This window comes from Nocardioides albidus (genome assembly GCF_006335005.1).
Taxonomy (GTDB): domain Bacteria; phylum Actinomycetota; class Actinomycetes; order Propionibacteriales; family Nocardioidaceae; genus Nocardioides; species Nocardioides albidus.
This window is the reverse complement of record NZ_VDMP01000012.1, coordinates 1,057-22,162: the sequence shown is the minus strand read 5'-3', so window position 1 is coordinate 22,162 and position 21,106 is coordinate 1,057. Positions and strand designations below refer to the sequence as shown.

The following is a 21,106-nucleotide window of genomic DNA, read 5'->3' as shown; positions in this document are numbered from 1 at the left end:
GGCATGGCACTCTCCCTGACCGGCCGGCTGGCCACCCGCGGCGACGTGGCGCTCGGCGATGCCTGTCCCGTCGACCGCACGCTCCAGCTGATCGGCAACCGCTCCACGCTGCTGCTCGTGCGCGAGCTCTTCTACGGTTGCTCCCGGTTCGACGCCCTCGCCAAGAGGGCTGGGATCACCGAGGCGGTGGCCGCCCAGCGTCTGCGGGAGCTGGTCGAGGTCGGTGTCCTCGCCAAGGAGCCCTACCGCGAGCCCGGTCAGCGCACCCGTCACGCGTACGTCCTCACCGAGCGCGGCCACGACCTGCTGCCGGTCGTGCTGGCGCTGCTGCAGTGGGGGGCCGCGCACACCCCGGGCCGGGCTCCGGCCGTGACGCATGCGGACTGCGATGCCCCGGTCCACGTCGAGCTGCGCTGCGAGGCCGGCCATCTCGTCGAGGAGGAGGACGTCGTCCTCGGCAGCCGGGCGTGACCGGCGACGGCGTCGCCGACTGCGGCGCTACCCCTGAGGCGCCTCGACGATCCAGACCCAGTTGCCGTCCGGGTCGGTGACCGAGAACATCCGCGGCACCGGCCCCTCGCCGCCCATCGGGTCACCCACCTCGACGCCCTCCGTGCCGCGCAGCCGCTCGAGCTCCGCGTCGAGGTCCGTGGCCTCCACGCCGACTCCGCCGCCGCCCGGCTGTCCGCCCATGGGCGGGTTCAGCGCGAGGGTCGCGTCGGAGCCCGGCGGACCGACCTCGACCCACCGCCCGGCGTCCGGGCCCTCGCCCATGGCGACGTCGTTGCGGACCTCCCAGCCGAGCTTGTCGGTGTAGAACCGCACGGCGGCGTCCTGGTCCGCGACGGTGAACATGGCGACGGCGATCTTGTTGACAGTGGTCATGGATCGACGATCGCAACTGACGCGCGGCGCGGCAAGGGGAGCGGACGCAGAGCAGCCGCACGATCTCTGACTTCGCCCGGGGGCTCTGCTCCGGGTGGCCGCGTACGTCGGCGATCCGTCCAACGCCCGGAGTGGTACGCCGACACCCGCTCCGCGGACCTGCGGACCGCGCGCCGGTGGCGATCGGCTCCCGGGATTCGGCGCCTGCCTCCTCGGTCGCCGGCCGGCCTGTGCCGACGAGGTCAGCGACCTGCGGCCGGACGACCTCCGGGGGCTCTGGCCAGGAGGCGCAGGGCGGCGTCCGACAGGATCTCGTGGCCGCGCGGCGTCGGGTGGAACGCGTCCGACCACAGATAGGTTCGCGCGGCATCCGGCGCGACGAGCGTGTCCTCGGTGCAGAAGACCGCCGAGCTCGTCGGCGTGGTGTTGGTGCAGGCCGGGTCGGTGACGTTGACCAGCCCGTACGCCGCTGGGTCCTCCGCGGCTCGGGTCAGGATCCGAGTGACGTCGAGGTAGCTCACGCCGGGCAGTCCGGCGATCCCGCGGGTGAGGATCCGGTTGAACTCGCGCGTCCAGGCGGCCACCTGCGCCGGGGGAACGGCGGTGGAGCAGCCGGTGCTCTGGTAGTCGCTCGACAGGTAGTAGCGGGCGAACGGGTTCGTGCTCCAGTCGCCCGCCCCCGCCACGACGATCCGCCGCGCCCCGTGCGCGCGCATCTCCCGGACCAGCGCGACCTCCGCGCGGGCCGCTTCGGCCACGGCCTCCGTGGCGCTGGCGGTGGTGGTGTCGCCCTCTCCGACGCCGTTGTTGTCCAGGCCCCAGCACACCGCGCTGAACTGGGCGAAGGTGTCGTTGCTGCCGCCCCCGATCAGCACCAGTTCGTCTGCCGGGAACGAGCCGTTGCTCGCGAGATAGCGCTCGACCTGGTCGGCGAGCGGCGCGACCAGCTGGTTGTTCCCGACCCCGCTCTGGCTCGGCAGCATCGCGATGCGGGCCCCGCCCTCGGCGTACCCGTTGCCGCCGAGGACGCTCGCCGTCCCCGTCTGCGTGGTCGCGCCTGCGGAGGCGTCCTTGTCCATCGTCAGCGAGCGGGTGGGGGTGACGGTGAGCCCGTAGTGCTCGGCGACGTTCTCGACCCAGACGTTCCCGGGGTTGACGGTGAAGGCGCCCGGGTTGCCGGGGTCGCCCGTGGCGGCCTGGTAGGTGCCGACATCACTCATGCTGTCGCCGAAGACGGTGATCGACCGGACCGACGACCGGCCCGGCGGCTCGGGATCCTGGGCGCTCCCGTGGGCGGCGCCGACCAGGAGTGCCGGCGCGAGCAGGACGGGCACCCCCAGGAGGGTCAGGATTCGACGGTGGGAGCGGCTGGACGGCATGGGACACCTCTCGGGGCCGGACGGGCGGGTGCGGCCTTTCCTACCATTCAGTCGGTATCTGGCGGGAGGTGCTCAGGGCGGTGAGGCCGCGAAGCGGTCCAGGGCCTGCGTCCAGCCGCGCGCGATGATCGCCCTCATCGGCGCCGAGCCGATCATCGGCAGCAGCATCTTGTCGCGCCGGCGGGTGGCGCCGGTGTAGGTCCACTCGGCCTCGACCCGGCTGCCGCCGCCGTCGGTGGGTGTGGCGCGGACCGATCCCTCACCGGACCCACCCCAGCTGCACTCCTCGACCGTCCAGCGGACCACGTCCGGGTCGGACCAGTCGTAGCGGCACACCACCCAGAACGGCGAGCCGGCCGTGCTCTCGCGCGCCACCGCCCAGGTGTCCCCGAGCTCGCGCACCTCGTAGGTGCGCGGATCGAGCGTGCGGCTCCAGATCCGGAGGCGGCGATCGGTGAAGTCGGTCAGGGCCTCCCGGACCTGCTCAGGAGAGGCGAGGGTGGTCACTTCGAACCGCATGCTGACTCCTTCCCCGCCGGGCCCCGACCGGCCGAGGGCCTACCTGCCGTACCGGTATGTGCTGAACTGGGCGTCCATCCGGGCGTCCTGTCCGGGCGTGAACTCGAACATGCACGCGTCGTCCGAGTAGTCCATGAAGTTGTTGATCGGGTCGGTCCCGCCGGCCTTGCAGGTGTCGCGTCCCGCCGGGCAGCCGTAGGCCGCCGAGCGCTCAGCCGCCGTGTCGGCGACGTAGTCACCGGTCTTGCTGCACCCGCCCTGGAAGGTGTGGTAGAGCCCCATCCAGTGTCCGACCTCGTGGGTCGCCGTGTCGCCCAGGTTGTACGGCGCGGCCGAGCCGCCCGGCAGGGACGAGAAGAGCAGCACCACGCCGTCGTTCTTCGGGCTCGACGCGTACGACGCCGGGAAGGTCGCCCAGCCGAGGAGGTCCGACCCGGGGGAGTTGGAGTAGATGTTCAGGTCGTCGGCGCCGCCGACCCGCAGCGCCGTCTTCATGTTCGCCTCGGCGGTCGTCCCGGGCTCGGCGACGTACCAGCCCGGGTGGGTGATGCGGTCGGTGCTCACCAGCCGGAAGGACCAGCCCCACGCGGCGAAGGCGCTGTTGAGCACGTTGATCTGGGCGTTGATCTGGCTGTCGGGGATGTTGCCGTCGGCGATCGAGCTGCCCTTGTTGATCACGTGCCAGTGCACGTCGATCGTGCCGCCGGTCACCGCCGGTGTGCCGCCACCGCCACCCGGGGGCTTGCCGACAGCCGCCTTCGCCTGCGCGTCGCCCCTGGCCAGCAGTGCCGCCTCGCGCTCGTAGGCGGCGTCGACATTGGCCTCGTGGCCATGCCCGTGACCGTGCCCGTGCCCGCGCGCCGCGGCGCCGGCGGTGGTCCGCGCGGCGTCCGGCTCATAGCAGGGCGCGGGGGCGGCGGCACCGGCCGCACCCACGCTCGCGGGCGCGCCTGCCCCGGTGAGGACCGCGCCCAGCAGCGCGACGGAGCCCGCGAGGGCGGCAAGACGACGGCTTCGGATCACGACTGCTCCCAGAGGGTGGGGTGGATCGGAGTCAACGGACTTCGAGGCTAGTCCTGTGCGTCCGGGCACGTCGATGAAATTCGCAAGAACGGCGCGACCTCATCTCCCGCGTGCCCGGGCCCACGTGATGTCGCCGAGGGAGCGTCGTTCACGGCTGGAGCCGGTGCCGGAGTGGTCAGTCGCGAAGGAGGGCGAGCCCGGCAGCGAGAGGGACGGCACCGAGGGCGATGACGGCGGCCACGACACCGTAGGCCTGTCCACCGATCGACTGGAGCGTCGAGTCCAGCAGGAAGAGTCCGACCAGGACGGCGACGCCGACTCCCAAGGTGGCGATCTGGCGACGGGTACGCCGGTCGGCACCATGCAGCCGACGCAGCAGCGAAGCCACGCCGAGCAGCGCGCAGGCGGCGAACGCGACGAACGAGAGGAGCTCGAGGGCGTGGAGCAGGGACGCCAGGCCTCCGATCCCGAGTGGGTTGTCTCCCAGCTCTGCGGAGTCCTCGTCGACCGCGCCCGGCGTGAGCAGGATCGTCACGCAGGAGAGCGCCGCCGCGAGGACCGAGACCGCGACCACGGGACGCCAGCGGCGGCTGGGGAGGTGGCCGTCCGGGAAGAAGTACGGCGTCACGGCCAGGAGCAGGGAGATGGTGGCGGTGAAAGCGACGCTGGCGACGACCCCGGAGACCGAGCGTCCCGCCCACTCGTGCTCGCTGGCGCCACCGGCGAGAAAGCCGGATGCGGCGAGAAGGCCGACGCCCTGGAACAGCAGCGCGACCCGGGGAGCGCGGCGCCGCATCAGCAGCAGGGCGCCCACCGCCGGGAACAGCAGCAGCATGACCCCGTCCACCACGTCCTCGGCCTCGACCCGGTCGGCGGCGGTCAACGAGAGGAGGATTCCGGCCGCCATCAGGGCCGAGGAGGTGGCCAACGGCGCCAGCGATCGGACCAGCACGCGGCGGTCGGGCTTGGGCTCGACGGCGGTCGACATGGTCATCAGAACCTCCAGGCATCGGGAACCGGACGAAGCCGACGCTAGGAGAGCGGAGCCGGTCGACGGATCGGGCGCGCGATGCATTCCGCATCCTCCGCGGCGCTGAGATCTGCGAGTGCGGATCAGCGTCGAAACCGATGTGCCGCCCCGGGGTGCGGAGTAGCGTCCAGCGCATGCGAGGCCCGTCGCCCCATCGGCTCGACGTCGCGGTGACCTGCGGCTTTGCCGGGATCGCGGTGACCGAGGCACTCCTCGCCACGCCGAGCGATGACCCGCTGGCCTTCGTCGTGCCGAGTGCGGTGGCTCTGGCCGTGCCGCTCCTGGTACGTCGACACCGACCGGCGCTGGCACTGGTCGGGGTGCTGGCGGTGATGGCCGTCCAGCGAGCGGTGCTCGGCGAGATCTGGGATGCCGGATCCAGCCTTGCGATCCCGATGTGCGCGGTCTACTCCGCCGGCGCGTACCTCCCGCGGCAGCGCAGCCTGGCGGCCACCGGCGTTGCGATCGTGGTCACGAGCATCCTCGACGTCGGAGCGGACGGGTCGGACTGGCCGTTCCTCACGCTGATCCTCGGAGCGATGTGGGTCGCCGGGATGGTCGCCCGCCGCTACTGGCAGATGGCGGACCAGGCCGCTGCCTATGCCGCCGAGCTCGAAGTGCTCCAGGCCGAGCGGGAGGAGAACGCGGCCCGGGCCGAGCGCACCCGCATCGCCCGCGAGCTCCACGACGTGGTGGCCCATTGCGTGTCGACGATCGTCGTCCAGGCGGAGGCCGGCCAGGCGCTGATCGAGGCCGACCGGAGCGGGGCCTCCGAGTCGTTCGCGGCGATACAGGACACCGGCCGACAGGCCATGGTCGAGTTGCGCCGGCTGTTGGGGCTGCTGCGCGGCGGCGGCCAGGACGACGGAGGACCACAGCCGACGCTGGCGCACCTCGACGCGTTGCTGGCCGACGTGCGCCGCACCGGCCTCCACGTGAGCCTGGAGATCGCCGGGACCCCACGTGAGCTGCCGCCGGGAGTGGATCTCTCGGCGTACCGCATCCTCCAGGAGTCGCTCACCAACACCGTCAAGCATGGTCGGGCACAGCGCGCCGCGGTGCTGGTCCGCTACGAGGCTGAGGCGTTGACGCTCGAGATCGTGGACGACGGCGAGGCAGCGTCCGTCACGGCGTCCGCCACCGCGCCCGGCGGCGGGCACGGCCTGGTGGGGATGACCGAGCGAGCGCATCTGCTGGGTGGGACCCTGCAGTCGGGGCGCACGCACGAGGGCGGGTACGCCGTGCGGGCCAGGCTGCCGCTGTCATGACGATCCGCGTGCTCATCGTCGATGACCAGGCCCTGGTTCGCGCCGGGTTCGCCGCGATCTTGAACCTCGAGCCGGACATCGAGGTCGTGGGGGAGGTGGCTGACGGCAGTGAGGCGCTCCAGGTGGCGCGAGCGACCTCCCCGGACGTGGTCCTCATGGACATCCGGATGCCCGGAACCGACGGCATCGCTGCGATCCGCGCCCTGCTGGAGCACGGACCGGTGGGGGTCCGCGTGCTGATGTTGACGACCTTCGACCTCGACGAGTACCTCTACGAGGCACTGAGGGCGGGCGCCAGCGGGTTCCTCCTCAAGGACGTGCCCCGTCACCAGCTCCTTGCGTCCGTCCGGGCGGTTGCCACCGGTGACGCGACCCTGGCCCCGGCGCTCCTGCGCCGGTTGGTGGACGACTGGCTGCAGCAGCCTCGGGGTGGGGCGGGAACCACCCCGGGGGTCGACGCACTCACGGCACGGGGAACGCGAGGTGTTCGAGCAGATGGCGCGGGGACTGACGAACGCGGTGATCGCCTCCGAGCTCTTCTTGAGCGAGGCGACCGTGCGCACCCACGTGTCGCGGATCTTCGACAAGCTCGGTGTGCGTGACCGCGTGGAGGCGGTCGTCCTCGCCTACGAGTCGGGGCTCGTCCGTCCCGGGCACCTCAACCGCGACCATCCCGTCGAGGGTCGGTCGCTCGAGTAGCAAGGGACGTCCGCGAACGCGAGGACGGCTTACGACCCGGTCGTCGGGGACGCCCCTCGATCGGTGGGATCACCCGAGTGGCCCCGTCTCCCAGACCGCGTCGATGTCTGGTACCGAGCAACGACGAGGGTGCGGGCCACGAGCACTGATCTACGGCGCGACCAGTCCTGCCAGCCGTCCGCGGATGATCTCGTCGGCCTCGCCCATGATCCGGTCGATGAGCTCCTGGCAGGTCGGGATGTCGTCGATCAGGCCGGCGACGAGACCGCACGACCAGGCGCCGGCGTCCATCTCTCCGTCGCGCATGATGCGGGGGTAGACCCCAGCCACCTCCGGGACGATGTCCTCGAAGGTGATGGCGTCGCCCAGGGTGCTCTCCTTCGCCAGGAGCCGCTCGACGCCGGCGTTGGCCAGGACCCGCTCGGTGTTGCGGAGCGGCCGCATGACCAGGCGGGTGTCGAGCTCGCTGGCCTCGAGGATCGCGCGCTTGACGTTGTCGTGGACCGGCGCCTCCTGGGTCGCGATGAAGCGGGTGCCCATGTTGATGCCTTCGGCTCCGAGGGCGAGAGCCGCCACGAGCTGGTCGGCGGTGCCGAAGCCGCCGGAGGCGACGAACGGGATCCCCAGCTTCCGGGCCGCCAAGGGCAGCAGGATCATGTTCGGGATGTCGTCCTCGCCCGGGTGACCGGCGCACTCGAAGCCGTCGATGCTGAGCGCATCGACCCCGATCGCCTCGGCGCTGAGGGCGTGCCGGACGGAGGTGCACTTGTGGATGACCTTGATGCCGGCGTCCTTGAGCGCCGGTAGCCACTGCTTGGGGTTGTTGCCGGCGGTCTCGACGATCTTCACGCCGCCGTCGATGATCGCCTGCACGTAGCCCGGGTAGTCGGGCGGGTTGACCGAGGGCAGGAACGTCAGGTTGACGCCGAACGGCTTCTCGGTCAGCTTGCGGCAGCGCTCGATCTCGCGCGCCAGATCATCCGCGGTGCGTTGGGTCAGGCCTGTGATGATGCCCAGGCCGCCCGCATTCGACACGGCGGCGGCCATCTCGGCGAAGCCCACCCAGTGCATACCGCCCTGAACGATCGGGTGCTCGATGCCGAACAGCTCGGTGATCTCGGTCCTCATCGGCGTCTCGCCGTCCTCTCGGGCAGGTCATGCTGGCTGGTCACTCTGGCAGGTCACTCTGGCAGGTCACTCGTGGAACGCGGAGAAGTCGGGAGGACGCCGCTCTGCGAACGCGGCGAGGGCCTCCGCGGCCTCGGGGGACCTGAGCTGTGCGGAGAAGTGCTCGTTCTCCGCAGCCATCTGGCGGGCTACCGCCTCGGCACGGCCCTGCCTGAGCAGCCGCTTGGTGAGCTGCACGGCGGCCGGGGCCTTGGCCGCGAGCGTGCGGGCGGTGGCCAGGGCGGTCTCGACGACCTGCTCGTCGGGTACGACGGCGTTGACGATCCCGAGCGCCACGGCGCGGTCGGCGTCGAACGGCTCCCCGAGCAGGAACAGCTCCGCGGCTCTCTGGTGCCCGACCACGGCCGGCAGCAGCAGGGTCGATGCGGCCTCTGGCACGAGGCCGAGGTTCACGAACGGCAGTTGCAGGCGCGCGCTGGGGCCGGCGTACACGAGGTCGCAGTGCAGCAGCATCGTCGTGCCGACGCCCACCGCGGACCCGGTGACCCCAGCCACGAGGGGCTTGCGGACGGTGCTGATCAACCGCAGGAAGCGGTGGACGGGCCGCTCCTCCCCGGGCGTGACCGGGGGAGGGTTGCGGAAGTCCGCCAGGTCGTTGCCGGCGCAGAAGACGCGCTGGTGGCCGTGCAGCAGGACCGCCCGGACGGCAGGGTCGGTGTCCGCGCGCTCGAGGCCGTCGCCGAGCTGCGCGTACATGTCGACCGTCAGGGCGTTGCGCTTGTCAGGACGGTTGATCGCGAGCCGCAGGACGCCGTCGGCCAGCTCGGTGACGATCTCGGCGCTCATGGGCGAGACGTTATTGCCAAACGACTCGTTCATGCAATGGATCGCGAGATGTTGCACCCAGCGGGGGCGAACGAAGAACGACCTCAGGGCACCACGAAGGTCATCGGCGCCCCGCGGTGCAGGTGCGGCACTGGTCAGAGTCGTTCGAGATAGCCGAGTGCCCGCTTGGCGGCGTGAGCGCCACACATGCCGTGTGCCCCCGGTCCGGGTGGTGTTGCGGCGGAGCAGATGAACTGGCCGGGGAGCCCGACGTCGTAGGGATGCAGGGTCCGCCGCGGCCCGAAGACGAGCTGTGGAATCGTCTTGGCGCCGGTGAGGATGTCGCCGCCGACGTAGTTGGTGTTGTAGGCGGCGAAGTCCGGGGTCGTCCGGGTCTGCAGGCCGACGATGCGGTCACGGAATCCCGGAGCGAAGCGCTCGATCTGCGCCACGATCGCCTCCGTCGCATCTCCGGTGTAGCCGTTCGGCACGTGGGCGTAGGTGTAGAGCGGATGTACGTCGCCCACGGAGCGCCCCGGGTCGGCGAGGTACTGCTGCCCGACGAGCACGAAGGGTCGTTCGGGCATCTGGCCGAGGCTGACCTGACGCTCGGTGGCCACAATCTCTGCGAACGAGCCACCGAGGTGGACCGTGCCCGCCTGCCGAGCTGCGTGGGCCGTCCACGGCACGCCGCCCTCGACCGCGAAGTCGACCTTGAACGCACCGGGGCCGTAGCGGAACCGCTGGTAGGCCTTGCCGGTGCGCCGGGGGAGCTGATCTCCCAGGATCTCGGAGATGCCGGCCGGCGCGAGGTCGTAGATGGTGACATCGGCGGGCGGCAGTTGTGCGGGGGAGCTGACCCGGACGCCGGTCTCGATCGTGCCGCCGTGGTCGGTGAGGCACGCGGCCATCGCCGTGGTGATGGCTTGCGAGCCCCCCGCGGCCACCGCCCAGCCGTTGCGGTGCCCAGCGGTGAGGATGCCGAGCCCGATCGCCGAGCTGAGGGGGCGGGTCAGCGGCTGGAACGCGTGCGCCGCGACGCCGCCGAAGAGCGCCTTGGCCGGGTCGCTGCGGAAGAAGCGCGCGAGGACGGAAGCCGGCAGCGTGGTGGGCAGCCCGAACCTGGCGAGCTTGATCGGATGCGACGGAAACCGGAGGAGGGGACCGAGGATGTCCTCCTGCAGGACGTCGTACGACGCGGCTGGCTTGTCGAAGAGCCGTGACCAGCGCCGACCGTCGACCCCGAGACCAGCGGCGGTCTCGGCAACCGAGCGGTGCAGGACGCCGGCCTGACCGTCGTCGAGCGGGTGCACGCAGTCGATGTCGGGCAGTCGCCACTCCAGCCCGTAGGCGTCGAGCCCCAGATCGCTCAGCAGCGGCGACCCCACCGCCATCGGGTGCGAGGCGGCGCACTCGTCGTGCAGGAGCCCGGGAAGGATGCCCTCGCTCGAGCGGGTGCCGCCACCGATCTGATCGCTCGCCTCGAGGACCGTGACCGAGACTCCGGCGCGGGCCAGGGTCGCGGCGGCAGCGAGCCCGTTCGGCCCGCTGCCGACCACGACTGCAGTGGTCACTTCGCCACGGCCCAGGTCACGTTCAGCGGGATCGGACCGTTGGGCAGCCACGGCTGCTCGACGACGCAGTCCGCGACCTTCCACGTGCCCCGCTGCACGACGCCGAGGGCACCATCGAAGATGAACCACTCCTGGGAGTCCTTGTGCACCGGCTGCGACTCGACCCACGCCGTCACGAACTCGCCGGGCTCGAAGTCGCAACGCTCGCGCAGCGCCTCGAGGAAGCGGATGCCGTGGATGTGGCCATCGCCGAAGTTCCAGCCGAGCAGCAGGTTGGCACCCGTCTCGCCCTCCCAGACCATCCGCTGGTCGAGCTCGTCGCCGAGGTAGTTGCGCAGCACGGAGAAGAGTCCGCGTCCCTGACTGTGCATCGAGCGCCAGGCCACGAAGAGCTCCATCACGATGCGGCCTGCCGGGACGGGAACCCCCAGCGCTTCCAGCTGTTCGACGTGGGTGCCGACGGGCATGCCCGCCTTCTTCAGCTTCTCCTCGGCGCTCGGCTTCAGCGTCCAGACCGCGGAGGCCCAGTTGCCGGCGTACTGGCGCATCGAGGGCAGGAACGAGACCAGGTCGGGTCGGAGGTTGCCGAGCACGGGGAAGAAGAGCAGACCGGCCGCGATGACCGGGAGCATCCACGGCTCGCTGAAGTCGAACAGGCTGTAGCCGTCGCCGTTCGGGAAGCCGGCGAAGAGAGCGATCGCGATGTAGCCGAACAGGATGTTCCACTCGAGCGGAACCGCCAGCGGGAACGTGGAGGTGATGAAGATGTGGAAGAGCACCATCGCGCCCACGCCGAGCAGGGTGATCGTCCAGTTGGTCGTGAAGAGCAGCACGAGCGGGACGCCCATCTCGGCGAGAGTGCCCATCACGTGGGCCATGAACCAGGCGGGCTTCGACGGTCGCAGGTCGTTGGGGAAGTCGCGGTAGTGCGCCAGGCGCATCTTCTTGGAAGTCCACGGCGTGTTGGAGACCATCGGGGGCACGACGTTCTCGAAGTGCTTGCCCAGCTTGGAGAACGCCGCACCGCACCACACGACGACGATCAGCAGCTTGCCCGCGATCAGCATGTCGTGCGGCTCGAGGAACGCGAAGAAGAGCATCGCGGGGAGGTACTGCTCACCGCGACCGCACAGGAAGACCACCTTGTCGCGCAGCCCGAGCACGATGAAGAGCACGATCGGCGCGAACAGCGCCTCGTGGCGGACCACACCGCCCGCGGCGTCGAGGATCGGCTGGCCGTCGGCGGCGCCGTACTGGACGCCCGGCAGGATGAGCGCGATGGCGAGGCTGACGATGTAGGCCAGATAGAGGGCAGCGTCGGCCGGCGTGCGGTTGACGCCGCCGGTGAACGGCACCTTGTCGGGCCACGGCGCCATTCGCAGCAGCCCCGGACGCATGAAGTAGCGCGCGCCGCCGTAGAACGGCTTGAAGTGGCCGGTCAGCGGACCCCAGGCGCCACCGACGCCGATCACCTCGAGGAGGGCCACCCAGAGGATCAGCTTCTGGTAGACGATCGGCTCGTTCCACCAGGTCGAGACGTCGAGGATCGAGCCGATGTCGGGTGAGGTGAGCGTGACGATCAGCAGGCCGCCGATCGTCGACATGAAGACGAACTTCATGATGTAGACCAGGTGCAGCTTGTAGGCGCTGCCGAAGCCGTTCTCGGCCCAGAAGGTCGTGAGCACCCGCGTCCGCTCGGGCAGCGGCAGCTGCATGAAGGTGGCGGGATCGACCGGTGGGAAGACGGGGTCCTTGAAGGGCATGGCTCAGGCTCCGATGCTGGTGACGGGGTGCTGCGCGCGCAGCGTCGGCTTGTCGATCTTGCCGATCGGGTTCTTGGGGAGGGCCCCGAGAATCGTGATGCCGACCGGCACCTTGTAGCGCGACAGCTGGGTCCGGCAGTCGTCCATGAGGGCGTCTGCCGCTACCTTCGTGTCGGGGAAGCAGGCGACGTAGGCGAAGGGCACTTCACCGAACTTCTCGTCGGGCGCCCCGATGACGGCCGCCTCCATCACCCCCGGATGTGCGAGGAGGACGGCCTCGATCTCCTTGGGGTAGATGTTCTCGCCGCCGCGGATGATCATGTCCTTGATCCGGTCGACGATCCGCAGGTAGCCGTCCTCGTCGAGGATGCCGACGTCGCCGGTGTGCAGCCACCCGTCGCGCAGGGTCTCCGCCGTCTCCTCGGGGCGGTTCAGGTAGCCACGCATGACGGTGGGTCCCTGGATCACGACCTCGCCGCGTTCGCCGGCGGGCAGGATCGTGCCGTCCTGGTCCATCACCTCGACCCGGACGCCGGGGAACGCCGGTCCGACGGTGCCCACCTTGCGCACGTCCCACCACCGGTTCGAGTTGGACGCGCAGGTGCACTCGGTGAGGCCATAGCCCTCGGCGAGCGCGAAGCCGAAGCGCTTCTCGGTGGCGTCCAGCAGCTCCTTCGAGGCCGGGGCGGCTCCGCAGGCGGCGAAGCGGACCGACGAGAAGTCCACCTCGCGGGGCTGGGCCAGCAACATCGAGTAGATCGTCGGCACGCCGGAGAAGTACGTCGGCCGCAACCGCTCGACCTCGTCCAGGAACCCGTCGACGGTGAAGCGGGACATCACGCTCAGCTGGGCGCCGACCCGGGCCGGGGCGAGGAAGCTGACGCAGATCGCGTTGACGTGGAACAGCGGGAGGAAGAGCAGACAACGGTCCTCAGCGTCCAACCGCATGACGTCGACCATCATCGAGCTCATCGCCTCGAGATTGGCGTGGTCGAGCATGACGCCCTTGGGGCGACCGGTGGAGCCGCTGGTGTAGACGAGGAGGGCGAGCTCGTCGGGCGAGGTGGCCGCCGGGGAGAGGGTCCCGTGGCTTTCGCGGCGGAGGTCGTCGACGGACAGGCTGGGGCGGCCGCCATCGGGCGCATCAGGGCCGGCGTTGATCACGAGCGCCGAATCGGCGTCCTGGATCTGGTAGTCGGCCTCATTCGCCGTGAACGCCGGGTTGATCGGCGTGGCCGCCGCGCCGAGGCGCCACGCCGCCACCATCGCCACGAGCAGCTCGACGCGATTCGGCAGCATGATCGCGACCACGGAGCCTCGACCGACGCCGTGCTCGGAGAACTGCTCGGCCACGGCATCGACGCGCGCCGCGAAGTCGGCGTACGTCAGGTCGTTCTGCTCGTCGCGTACGGCTGGGCGGGCGTCGTACGCGGACGGGCGGTGCCAGGGCAGATATCCCAAGCTCGTCATACGCGGTCCTTTCGGGTTGACCTGCGAGAAGACATTAGGAGTGAGCGTGACTGGCGTCACTGTCTCCGGGAGACAGCCCGATCCGCGAAACTTCGTCCCGCGTGGCTTCAGGACCGCTTGCGGCGGGTGAGTCGCGCGCGCCATGCTGTCCGCGCGAGACACAATTGCCCGCATGGGCGCAACGAAGGGCAGGGCGCGCGACGTGGCATCACCGCCTGGTTCCGCGCTCGCCGAGATCGCCTTTCTGAGCTCGGAGCTCGAGTCCCAGGCCAGCGCGCTGGCCGCCCAGCTTGCGGAATTTCTCGTGGAGGAGATCCCTGAACTGCCGCGTGACGCGGACATGGTGCGACAGCTGGCCAGGAGCGTGGAGGGCAACCTGGTCCTGGCGGCCGCGATCTATCGCGGCGAGATCGGCATCGAGGAGATCACCGCTCCGGAGGATGCGAGCGAATATGCTCGACGGCTCGCCAGGCGCGGAGTCCCCGCCACCGCGCTGGTCCGTGCGTACCGGTTGGGTCAGTCCTTCCATCTGACCTGGGCCGTCGGCGAGATCGTCGAGGCGCGTCCTGATCCGGCACGTGCTCTCGAAGCAGTGCGGACCCTGCTGCGCTTGAACTTCCACTACATCGACGCAGTGTCAGAACGGGTGATCGAGGACTTCCAGGCAGAGCGGGATCGCTGGCTCGGTCATCGTCGGACACTGCGGGTCGAGATCCTCGAGCAGATCCTGCATGGCCAGCCAGTCGCTTCGGCTACGGCTGAGGATGCCCTTGGCCTCAGTCTCCGCCAGCATCACATGGGCTGCGTGCTGTGGACTCCTGACGAGGAGAATTCGACAGCCACGCTCGTGGAACTGGAGGCGGCCGCATCGCGACTTGGCGAGGCAGTCGGCGCTTCGGGCGCGCCGCTGATCTGGCCCAAGGGGCAGAACTACCTCTGGGTGTGGCTACCGCTTGGTCGCCGATTCGAAGCGGCGAGCCAGGCTCGGACCGAACGAGCGCTGGCCGCGGCCAGTCCGCGAGTGCTGGCGGGCTTGGGCGTCCCCGCCGTGGGGATGGTCGGCCTCCGTCGGTCGCACGAGGAAGCATTGGCGGCGGCGAAGGTCGCCGCCTTCGGCGGTGGGCCTCGCCGTCAGGCCACCTTCTATGCGGAGCCCGGCGTGCGGACAGCCGCGCTCCTGGCCGGCGACCTCGCCGGAACGCGGCGACTGGTGGCGTCCTCGCTGGGCGATCTGGCTGCCTCCGACGAACCAGCGGAACGGTTGCGGGAGACTCTCCGGATCCTGCTGGAGGAAGGCGGCAGCTACGGCGCGACCGCCGAGCGGCTCTATGTGCACAAGAACACCGTCAAATACCGGGTGGCCAAGGCGATCGCGCTACGGGGTCGTCCCCTCGACGACGGACGATTCGAGCTCGAGCTGGCCCTGATCGCGTGCCACTGGCTCGGACCCACCATTCTGGCCGAGGCGGCAGACGGTACGACCTGATCGCCTGATCGCCTGATCGCGGGGGCCGGTCGGCGGCGCGCCCAGTACGAGATCGCGCCGTTGTAAGACCTGCGTCCTGCGGCGGGGACGGGTGGATGGCGACGATCACGGTGGGAGGTCGATATTCGCCTCAGGCGTGCGCTGTCACCATCCGTGGACGACTCGGGCGACCGAGGTCGCGTCGTGGAGGCCGTTCGGGGTCAACGGCGACCGCTTCGCCACCATCGGGGACTCAACGATTCTGTCGTCACGGACCTGCCGAGTCGTAGGGGGCGAGGAACTTGGTCGAGTTCGGACTTGACAGCTATCTGGGGCACAGCGGCCCGAGTGGGTTTCGGGGACACAGTGGGGCCACCCGACAACGAAAAACGGCCCCCGACGATGGAAGACGTTGGACGGTGTCTTCGCAGGTCAGGGGGCCGTTTTCAGGCACCTGGCCGGTGGGCATCACCCACGCGGGATCAGATGTCGTAATACAGCTCAAATTCGTGCGGGTGCGGGCGCAGCTGCACGGGAGCGATCTCGTTCTCGCGCTTGAACGACGTCCACGTCTCGATGAGGTCGGGCGTGAACACGTTGCCCACGGTGAGGAAGTCGTGGTCGGCCTCGAGGGCGTCGAGGACGGCGCCGAGGGAGGTCGGGACCTGGGCGATCTCGGCCATCTCGTCCGGCGGGAGCTCGTAGATGTCCTTGTCGACCGGGGCGGGCGGCTCGGTCTTGTTCTGGATGCCGTCGAGGCCGGCGAGCATCAGGGCCGAGAAGGCGAGGTAGGGGTTCGCCGACGGGTCGGGGAAGCGGGCCTCGACGCGCTTGGCCTTCGGGTTGCTGCCCGTGATCGGGATGCGGATCGAGGCGGACCGGTTGCGCGAGGAGTAGACCAGCGAGATCGGGGCCTCGTAGCCGGGCACCAGGCGGTGGAACGAGTTCACGGTCGGGTTGGTGAACGCGAGCAGCGCCGGGGCGTGGTCGAGGATGCCGCCGATGTACCAGCGCGCGAGGTCCGACAGGCCGCCGTACCCGGTCTCGTCGTAGAACAGCGGCGAGCCGTCCTTCCACAGCGAGGAGTGGACGTGCATGCCCGAGCCGTTGTCGCCGAAGATCGGCTTCGGCATGAAGGTGACGGACTTGCCCTGCTCCCAGGCGGTGTTCTTGATGAGGTACTTGAACTTCATCACGTCGTCCGCGGCCTTGAGCAGCGTGTCGAAGCGGTAGTTGATCTCCGCCTGGCCGGCGGTGCCGACCTCGTGGTGGGCACGCTCGACGTGCAGGCCGCACGCCTCGAGGTTCTTGACCATGTCGGCGCGCAGGTCGCTGTAGTGGTCGTAGGGCTCGACGGGGAAGTAGCCGCCCTTGAGGCGGGTCTTGTAGCCCTTGTTCTCCTCGCCCTCCTTGCCGGAGTTCCACCAGCCCTCGACGGAGTCGATGTGGTAGTAGCCCTCGTTGACGCCGGTGGAGTAGCGGACGTTGTCGAAGATGTAGAACTCGGCCTCGGGCGCGAAGAACGCGGTGTCGGCGACGCCGGTGCTGGAGAGGTAGGCGAGCGCCTTCTTCGCGATGTTGCGGGGGTCGCGGGAGTACGCCTCGCCCGTGATCGGGTCGTGGATGAAGAAGTTGACGTTGAGGGTCTTCGACTTCCGGAAGGGGTCGATGTACGCCGTCGTCGGGTCGGGGAAGAGCGACATGTCCGACTCGTTGATCGCCTGGAAGCCGCGGATCGAGGAGCCGTCGAAGCCCAGACCGTCGTCGAACACCGACTGGTCGAAGGACGAGACCGGCACCGTGAAGTGCTGCATCACACCCGGCAGGTCGCAGAAGCGGACGTCGACCATCTCGACGCCCTCGTCCTTGATGTACTTGAGCAGCTCTTCGCTGTTGTTGAACATTCGGGTCCTCCTCGGCTGCGGCGGCACGGCGCCCAGCCATCGGTCAGCCAGTGGCGATCTGGGGCTCCGGTACGGCGATGTGGCCGGCACCCGCTCCCCGGCAACCTACCGAATGACCTGTTGCCGACGCAGTACCGCATTGTTTCGTCCGTGTTAACAACGTCCACGCCGAGCGGCCCCGACCCTCGAAGGGGCGGGGCGGCTCGGTCGCGACGTGATCAGCGGATGAAGAGCATCTCCTGGTAGGTCGGCAGCGACCACAGGTCGTCGGCGACGACGGACTCGAGGGCGTCGGCAGCCTCGCGGACGGCGAGCATCGCGGGGAGGACGGCGTCGCGGTAGTACGCCGCCTCCTCGAGGCCGTGGTGCCCGTCGGCGCCGGCCTGGGCGGTGACCAGCGCGGAGAGGCCGCTGCGCAGCGCGGTCACCAGCTCGGTGACGGCCAGCAGGTCGGTGGTGTCGGCCTCGACGCCGGCCGCCTTGAGGGAGGCGACGTTGGTGGCGAGCTCGGTCTGGTAGCGGACCGCGGCCGGGAGGATCGTCGTCCGGGCGATCTCCTCGGTCAGGTTCGCCTCGACGTTGATCGTCATGACGTACTGCTCGACACCGACCTCGAAGCGGGACTCGAGCTCGGCCTCGCTGAAGACGCCGTACGTCGAGAACAGCTTCTTGGCCTCGGGCGACTGGTACTCCGGCAGCGCGTCGACCGTCGTACGCAGGTTCTTCAGGCCCCGCTGCTCGGCCTCGGCGTGCCACTCCTCGGAGTAGCCGTTGCCGTTGAAGACCACCGCCCCGTGCTGCTCGACGACCTTCGCCAGCACCGACTGGACGGCGTCGTTGAAGTCGGCGCCACCGGCGACGGCGGTCTCGAGCTCGGTGGCGAGGTAGTCGAGCGCCTCGGCCATGATCGTGTTGATGACGACCATCGGGGCCGCGACGGTCTGGTTGGAGCCGGCCGCGCGGAACTCGAAGCGGTTGCCGGTGAAGGCCATCGGCGAGGTGCGGTTGCGGTCGCCGGCGTCCTTGGCCAGGTCCGGCAGGGTGTCGACGCCCACGGACAGGACGCCCTTCTGCTTCGACGAGGTCGCACCGCCCTTGGCGATCTGCTCGAAGACGTCCTGGAGCTGCTCACCGAGGAAGATCGAGATGATCGCGGGCGGAGCCTCGTTGGCGCCGAGGCGGTGGTCGTTGCCGGCCGACGCGATCGACAGGCGCAGCAGGCCGCCGTACAGGTGCACGGCGCGGATCACGGCGGCACAGAAGACGAGGAACTGCGCGTTGTCGTGCGGGTTGTCGCCGGGGTTGAGGAAGTTGCCCTGGTTGCCGTTCCCGAACGAGAAGTTCACGTGCTTGCCGGAGCCGTTGACGCCGGCGAACGGCTTCTCGTGGAAGAGGCACTCGAACCCGTGCGTCTTCGCGATCGACTTGAACGTCGACATGATCAGCTGCTGGTGGTCGGAGGCGAGGTTGGCGCGCTCGAAGACCGGCGCGATCTCGAACTGGCCGGGCGCGACCTCGTTGTGGCGGGTCTTCGCCGGGACGCCGAGCTTGAACAGAGCGCGCTCGGTGTCGTGCATGAAGCCGAGGACGCGCTCCGGGATGGCGCCGAAGTAGTGGTCGTCGAACTCCTGGCCCTTCGGCGGCTTCGCGCCGAAGAGCGTGCGCCCGGCGTTGAGCAGGTCGGGGCGGGAGTTCACGAACGAGGAGTCGACGAGGAAGTACTCCTGCTCGGGGCCGCAGTAGGACACCACGTTGTCGATGTCTTTGTGGCCGAACAGCGCGAGGATCCGCTTGGCCTGCTCCGACATCGCGTTCTGCGAGCGCAGCAGCGGCGTCTTGTGGTCGAGCGCCTCACCGGTCATCGAGACGAAGATCGTCGGGATGCACAGGGTGTTGCCGTTGGGGTTCTCGAGGATGTACGCCGGCGACTGGACGTCCCAGCCGGTGTACCCACGCGCCTCGAAGGTCGCCCGGATGCCGCCGTTGGGGAAGGAGCTGGCGTCGGGCTCGCCCTGGACCAGCGTCTTGCCGGAGAACTCCCAGACCGCCGTACCGTCGCCGACCGGCTCCATGAACGAGTCGTGCTTCTCGGCGGTCAGGCCGGTCAGCGGGTAGAAGACGTGCGCGTAGTGCGTGACGCCGCGCTCCATCGCCCAGTCCTTCATCGCGGAGGCCACGATGTCCGCGACGGCGGGGTCGAGCTTCTCGCCCTTCTGGATGGTGGCGGCGACCGACTTGAACACCGACTTCGGCAGGCGCTTCTGCATCACCGACAGGGAGAAGACGTTCTCGCCGTAGATGGCGCCCGTCTTCTCGTCGGCGTCGAAGAAGGTCGCCGGCGCCTCGTTGGCCTCGATCTCGCGGATCGCGCCGAGACGGGTCGGGTTCGCAGTCATGTGGGGACTCCCTGGTGATGTCAGCAGATGTCGTCGCGTCAGCGACGCACCGGCGACGGTACGGCGCGCAGATTTCGCAGGGTTGCCCCGATGTTTCGGGCGTGTAACAGGTCGTCCTGGAGGTCCGGCTAGCGTTGCGGCGTGATCGAGAACGTTTCCTGGGGGCGCCGCATCCTCGCGCTGATCGTGGACTGGCTGCTCAGCACCCTCGTCACGATCGCGATCTTCGGCCTCGACGAGTACACCCGACCCGGCTCCTTCGCCTCCGGCGCCGTGCTGCTCGTGTTCGTCGTCGAGTCCGGCCTGCTCACCTGGCTCGCCGGCGGCTCGGCGGGCAAGCTCCTGACCGGCCTGTGCGTCGTACCCGCCGACGGGCACCTGCGCCGCCTCAGCTTCGTCAAGGCGTTCGGGCGGCAGGTCCTCGTGGCGCTCGTGATCCCGCCCCTCGTGTTCCGCTCGGACGGTCGGGGCCTGCACGACCTGTTCGCCGGTACGTCGACCGTCACCTTCGCGACGCTGCGAACACTGATGAAGTAGCCCTGTGGATGACGTCGGCGACGAGCCGACAGGGTGATGCACGCTGACCGGCATGGTCCTGCGCACCCGCCACATGACGCCCCCTTCGGTGGACCCGCGTCGGCCAGGACTGGTGTGGCCGGTCGCGATCGACCCGGCAGGCATCACGGGCCCGACCCCTGCGCAGGCGCGCGGGCCGGCATGGGTGGCCGGGCCGCGGGGGCTCCACCTGCCGGCCGGTCTCGACCCGTCGAACTCGACCGACCAGCGGATCGTCACCGGCGCGGCGCTCCTGCCGCCCGGCGGCGCGGTGACCGGCTGGGCGGCGCTGAGATGGGCCGGCGCCCGCCACCTCGACGGCTGGCGGGGGAGGGTCGAGCTGCCGGTGGCACTCGCCGTCCCGCGTCCCCCGATCCGGGCTCGCGCCGGGATCGACGTCACCACCCAGGCCGCACTGCTCGACCGCGTCGTGGAGGTCGACGGGCTGACGTTGAGCCCCCACGCCGGATCGGTCGCGTACGCCGTCCGGTGTGCGCTGAGCCTCGACGAGGCAGTGGCACTGATCGACCGCGCGTGCGCCGCCGATCTCGTGTCGCTCGCCGAGATGACGCAGTGGGCGGACCGGTCGGGCGGTGGGCGCTGGGTGAGCCGGCTGCGGACCGCGATCGGGCTGGCGGAGGAGAACTGCTGGTCGCCGAAGGAGACGACCTTGCGGTTGGTGTGCCAGAGGCTCGCCCTCGGCGAGCTCGTGTGCAACCGGCCGGTCTTCGATCTCGCCGGGAGCCACCTCGGCACGCCCGACCTGTTGGCGGTCGACGTCGGGCTGGTGCTCGAGTACGACAGTCTGCTGCACCTCGACGCCGCGCGGCGGGGCGTCGACGTCAACCGCGAGGCTGTGTTCCGGCGGGCGGGACTCGAGTACGTCGAGATGGTCACCGCCGACCTGCGCGACCCCACCGACTTTCGTCGCCGCACCCTCGACGCCCGCGAACGCGCCCGGTTGATGAACGCCGAGCGCCGCTGGACCCTGACTCCGCCGCCGCGCTGGGTCGAGACCCACACCGTCGATCGTCGGCGAGCCCTGACGGCGTACGAGCGCATGCGTTTCCTGCGCTGGCAGGCGGGGTGACGCTGCCGAAGTCGACGTTCCTGTCGTTCCCGACGGCCGGGAGCAACAGGAACGTCGACTTCGTCGGGCCGGTGGTCCGGGTGGGCGGTCGAGCCGTCAGTAGCCGACGAGCTTGGGTTGGGCCTCGATGGCC

The 21,106-nt window shown here is 69.9% G+C and carries 19 protein-coding genes; 7 read left to right on the top strand and 12 right to left on the bottom strand.

Annotated elements, in window-relative coordinates:
- Positions 1-3 precede the first annotated feature (3 nt).
- On the top strand, positions 4-471 hold the full coding sequence (locus FHP29_RS01305; RefSeq protein ID WP_139621074.1) for a winged helix-turn-helix transcriptional regulator: 468 nt from the start codon (positions 4-6) through the stop codon (positions 469-471).
- A 27-nt stretch (positions 472-498) separates the two neighbouring features.
- Here the strand turns inward: FHP29_RS01305 and FHP29_RS01300 are convergent, their stop codons facing one another.
- The 5 genes from FHP29_RS01300 to FHP29_RS01280 form a co-directional block, all read right to left on the bottom strand.
- Positions 499-885: a VOC family protein gene (locus FHP29_RS01300; RefSeq protein ID WP_139621073.1), complete on the bottom strand. Its 387-nt coding sequence runs from the start codon at positions 883-885 to the stop codon at positions 499-501.
- 242 nt (positions 886-1,127) lie between these two features.
- Positions 1,128-2,264 (bottom strand): SGNH/GDSL hydrolase family protein, encoded by a 1,137-nt coding sequence (locus tag FHP29_RS01295; RefSeq protein ID WP_139621072.1) that lies wholly within the window; start codon positions 2,262-2,264, stop codon positions 1,128-1,130.
- Between the two features lie 72 nt (positions 2,265-2,336).
- Complete coding sequence (locus FHP29_RS01290; protein ID WP_139621071.1) at positions 2,337-2,783, bottom strand: SRPBCC family protein; 447 nt, start codon at positions 2,781-2,783, stop codon at positions 2,337-2,339.
- A gap of 39 nt (positions 2,784-2,822) precedes the next feature.
- Positions 2,823-3,806, bottom strand: coding sequence for a zinc metalloprotease (locus FHP29_RS01285; RefSeq protein ID WP_240044231.1), 984 nt, complete (start codon positions 3,804-3,806; stop codon positions 2,823-2,825).
- Between the two features lie 175 nt (positions 3,807-3,981).
- Positions 3,982-4,800, bottom strand: coding sequence for a hypothetical protein (locus tag FHP29_RS01280; RefSeq protein ID WP_139621070.1), 819 nt, complete (start codon positions 4,798-4,800; stop codon positions 3,982-3,984).
- Positions 4,801-4,970: 170 nt separating this feature from the next.
- Here FHP29_RS01280 and FHP29_RS01275 point away from each other — a divergent pair, with 170 nt between their 5' ends.
- The 3 genes from FHP29_RS01275 to FHP29_RS23325 are packed head-to-tail and all read left to right on the top strand — an operon-like array spanning position 4,971 to position 6,803.
- On the top strand, positions 4,971-6,104 hold the full coding sequence (locus FHP29_RS01275; RefSeq protein ID WP_158296441.1) for a sensor histidine kinase: 1,134 nt from the start codon (positions 4,971-4,973) through the stop codon (positions 6,102-6,104).
- Complete coding sequence (locus FHP29_RS22365; protein ID WP_139621068.1) at positions 6,101-6,706, top strand: response regulator; 606 nt, start codon at positions 6,101-6,103, stop codon at positions 6,704-6,706. Before FHP29_RS01275 ends, FHP29_RS22365 begins: the two co-directional genes overlap by 4 nt.
- Positions 6,624-6,803 (top strand): LuxR C-terminal-related transcriptional regulator, encoded by a 180-nt coding sequence (locus tag FHP29_RS23325; protein WP_240044230.1) that lies wholly within the window; start codon positions 6,624-6,626, stop codon positions 6,801-6,803. Before FHP29_RS22365 ends, FHP29_RS23325 begins: the two co-directional genes overlap by 83 nt.
- Positions 6,804-6,953: 150 nt before the next feature.
- Here the strand turns inward: FHP29_RS23325 and FHP29_RS01260 are convergent, their stop codons facing one another.
- From FHP29_RS01260 to FHP29_RS01240, 5 genes are all read right to left on the bottom strand, one after another.
- Complete coding sequence (locus tag FHP29_RS01260) at positions 6,954-7,931, bottom strand: NAD(P)H-dependent flavin oxidoreductase (RefSeq protein WP_139621066.1); 978 nt, start codon at positions 7,929-7,931, stop codon at positions 6,954-6,956.
- 66 nt (positions 7,932-7,997) lie between these two features.
- On the bottom strand, positions 7,998-8,777 hold the full coding sequence (locus FHP29_RS01255) for an enoyl-CoA hydratase (protein WP_139621065.1): 780 nt from the start codon (positions 8,775-8,777) through the stop codon (positions 7,998-8,000).
- Between the two features lie 134 nt (positions 8,778-8,911).
- Positions 8,912-10,330: a phytoene desaturase family protein gene (locus FHP29_RS01250; protein ID WP_192903938.1), complete on the bottom strand. Its 1,419-nt coding sequence runs from the start codon at positions 10,328-10,330 to the stop codon at positions 8,912-8,914.
- Positions 10,327-12,093, bottom strand: a complete 1,767-nt coding sequence (locus FHP29_RS01245) for a DUF3556 domain-containing protein (protein ID WP_139621064.1) — start codon at positions 12,091-12,093, stop codon at positions 10,327-10,329. Before FHP29_RS01245 ends, FHP29_RS01250 begins: the two co-directional genes overlap by 4 nt.
- A 3-nt stretch (positions 12,094-12,096) precedes the next feature.
- Positions 12,097-13,563 carry a class I adenylate-forming enzyme family protein gene (locus tag FHP29_RS01240; protein ID WP_139621063.1) on the bottom strand — a complete coding sequence of 489 codons (1,467 nt, stop codon included), beginning with the start codon at positions 13,561-13,563 and terminating at the stop codon, positions 12,097-12,099.
- 172 nt (positions 13,564-13,735) lie between these two features.
- Here FHP29_RS01240 and FHP29_RS01235 point away from each other — a divergent pair, with 172 nt between their 5' ends.
- Positions 13,736-15,049 (top strand): PucR family transcriptional regulator, encoded by a 1,314-nt coding sequence (locus tag FHP29_RS01235; RefSeq protein ID WP_139621062.1) that lies wholly within the window; start codon positions 13,736-13,738, stop codon positions 15,047-15,049.
- 461 nt (positions 15,050-15,510) lie between these two features.
- Here FHP29_RS01235 and glnA read toward each other — a convergent pair whose 3' ends face one another.
- Both glnA and FHP29_RS01225 read right to left on the bottom strand, forming a co-directional pair.
- On the bottom strand, positions 15,511-16,932 hold the full coding sequence (gene glnA / locus FHP29_RS01230; RefSeq protein ID WP_139621061.1) for a type I glutamate--ammonia ligase: 1,422 nt from the start codon (positions 16,930-16,932) through the stop codon (positions 15,511-15,513).
- 218 nt (positions 16,933-17,150) lie between these two features.
- The gene (locus FHP29_RS01225) at positions 17,151-19,328 is read right to left on the bottom strand and encodes a glutamine synthetase III family protein (protein WP_139621060.1); all 2,178 of its coding nucleotides are present in this window, start codon (positions 19,326-19,328) and stop codon (positions 17,151-17,153) included.
- A gap of 141 nt (positions 19,329-19,469) precedes the next feature.
- On the opposite strand from FHP29_RS01225, the gene FHP29_RS01220 reads away from it, so the two are divergent.
- Positions 19,470-19,865 carry an RDD family protein gene (locus FHP29_RS01220; protein ID WP_139621059.1) on the top strand — a complete coding sequence of 132 codons (396 nt, stop codon included), beginning with the start codon at positions 19,470-19,472 and terminating at the stop codon, positions 19,863-19,865.
- Positions 19,866-19,917: 52 nt separating this feature from the next.
- Positions 19,918-20,973: a hypothetical protein gene (locus FHP29_RS01215; RefSeq protein ID WP_139621058.1), complete on the top strand. Its 1,056-nt coding sequence runs from the start codon at positions 19,918-19,920 to the stop codon at positions 20,971-20,973.
- Positions 20,974-21,106 lie beyond the last annotated feature (133 nt).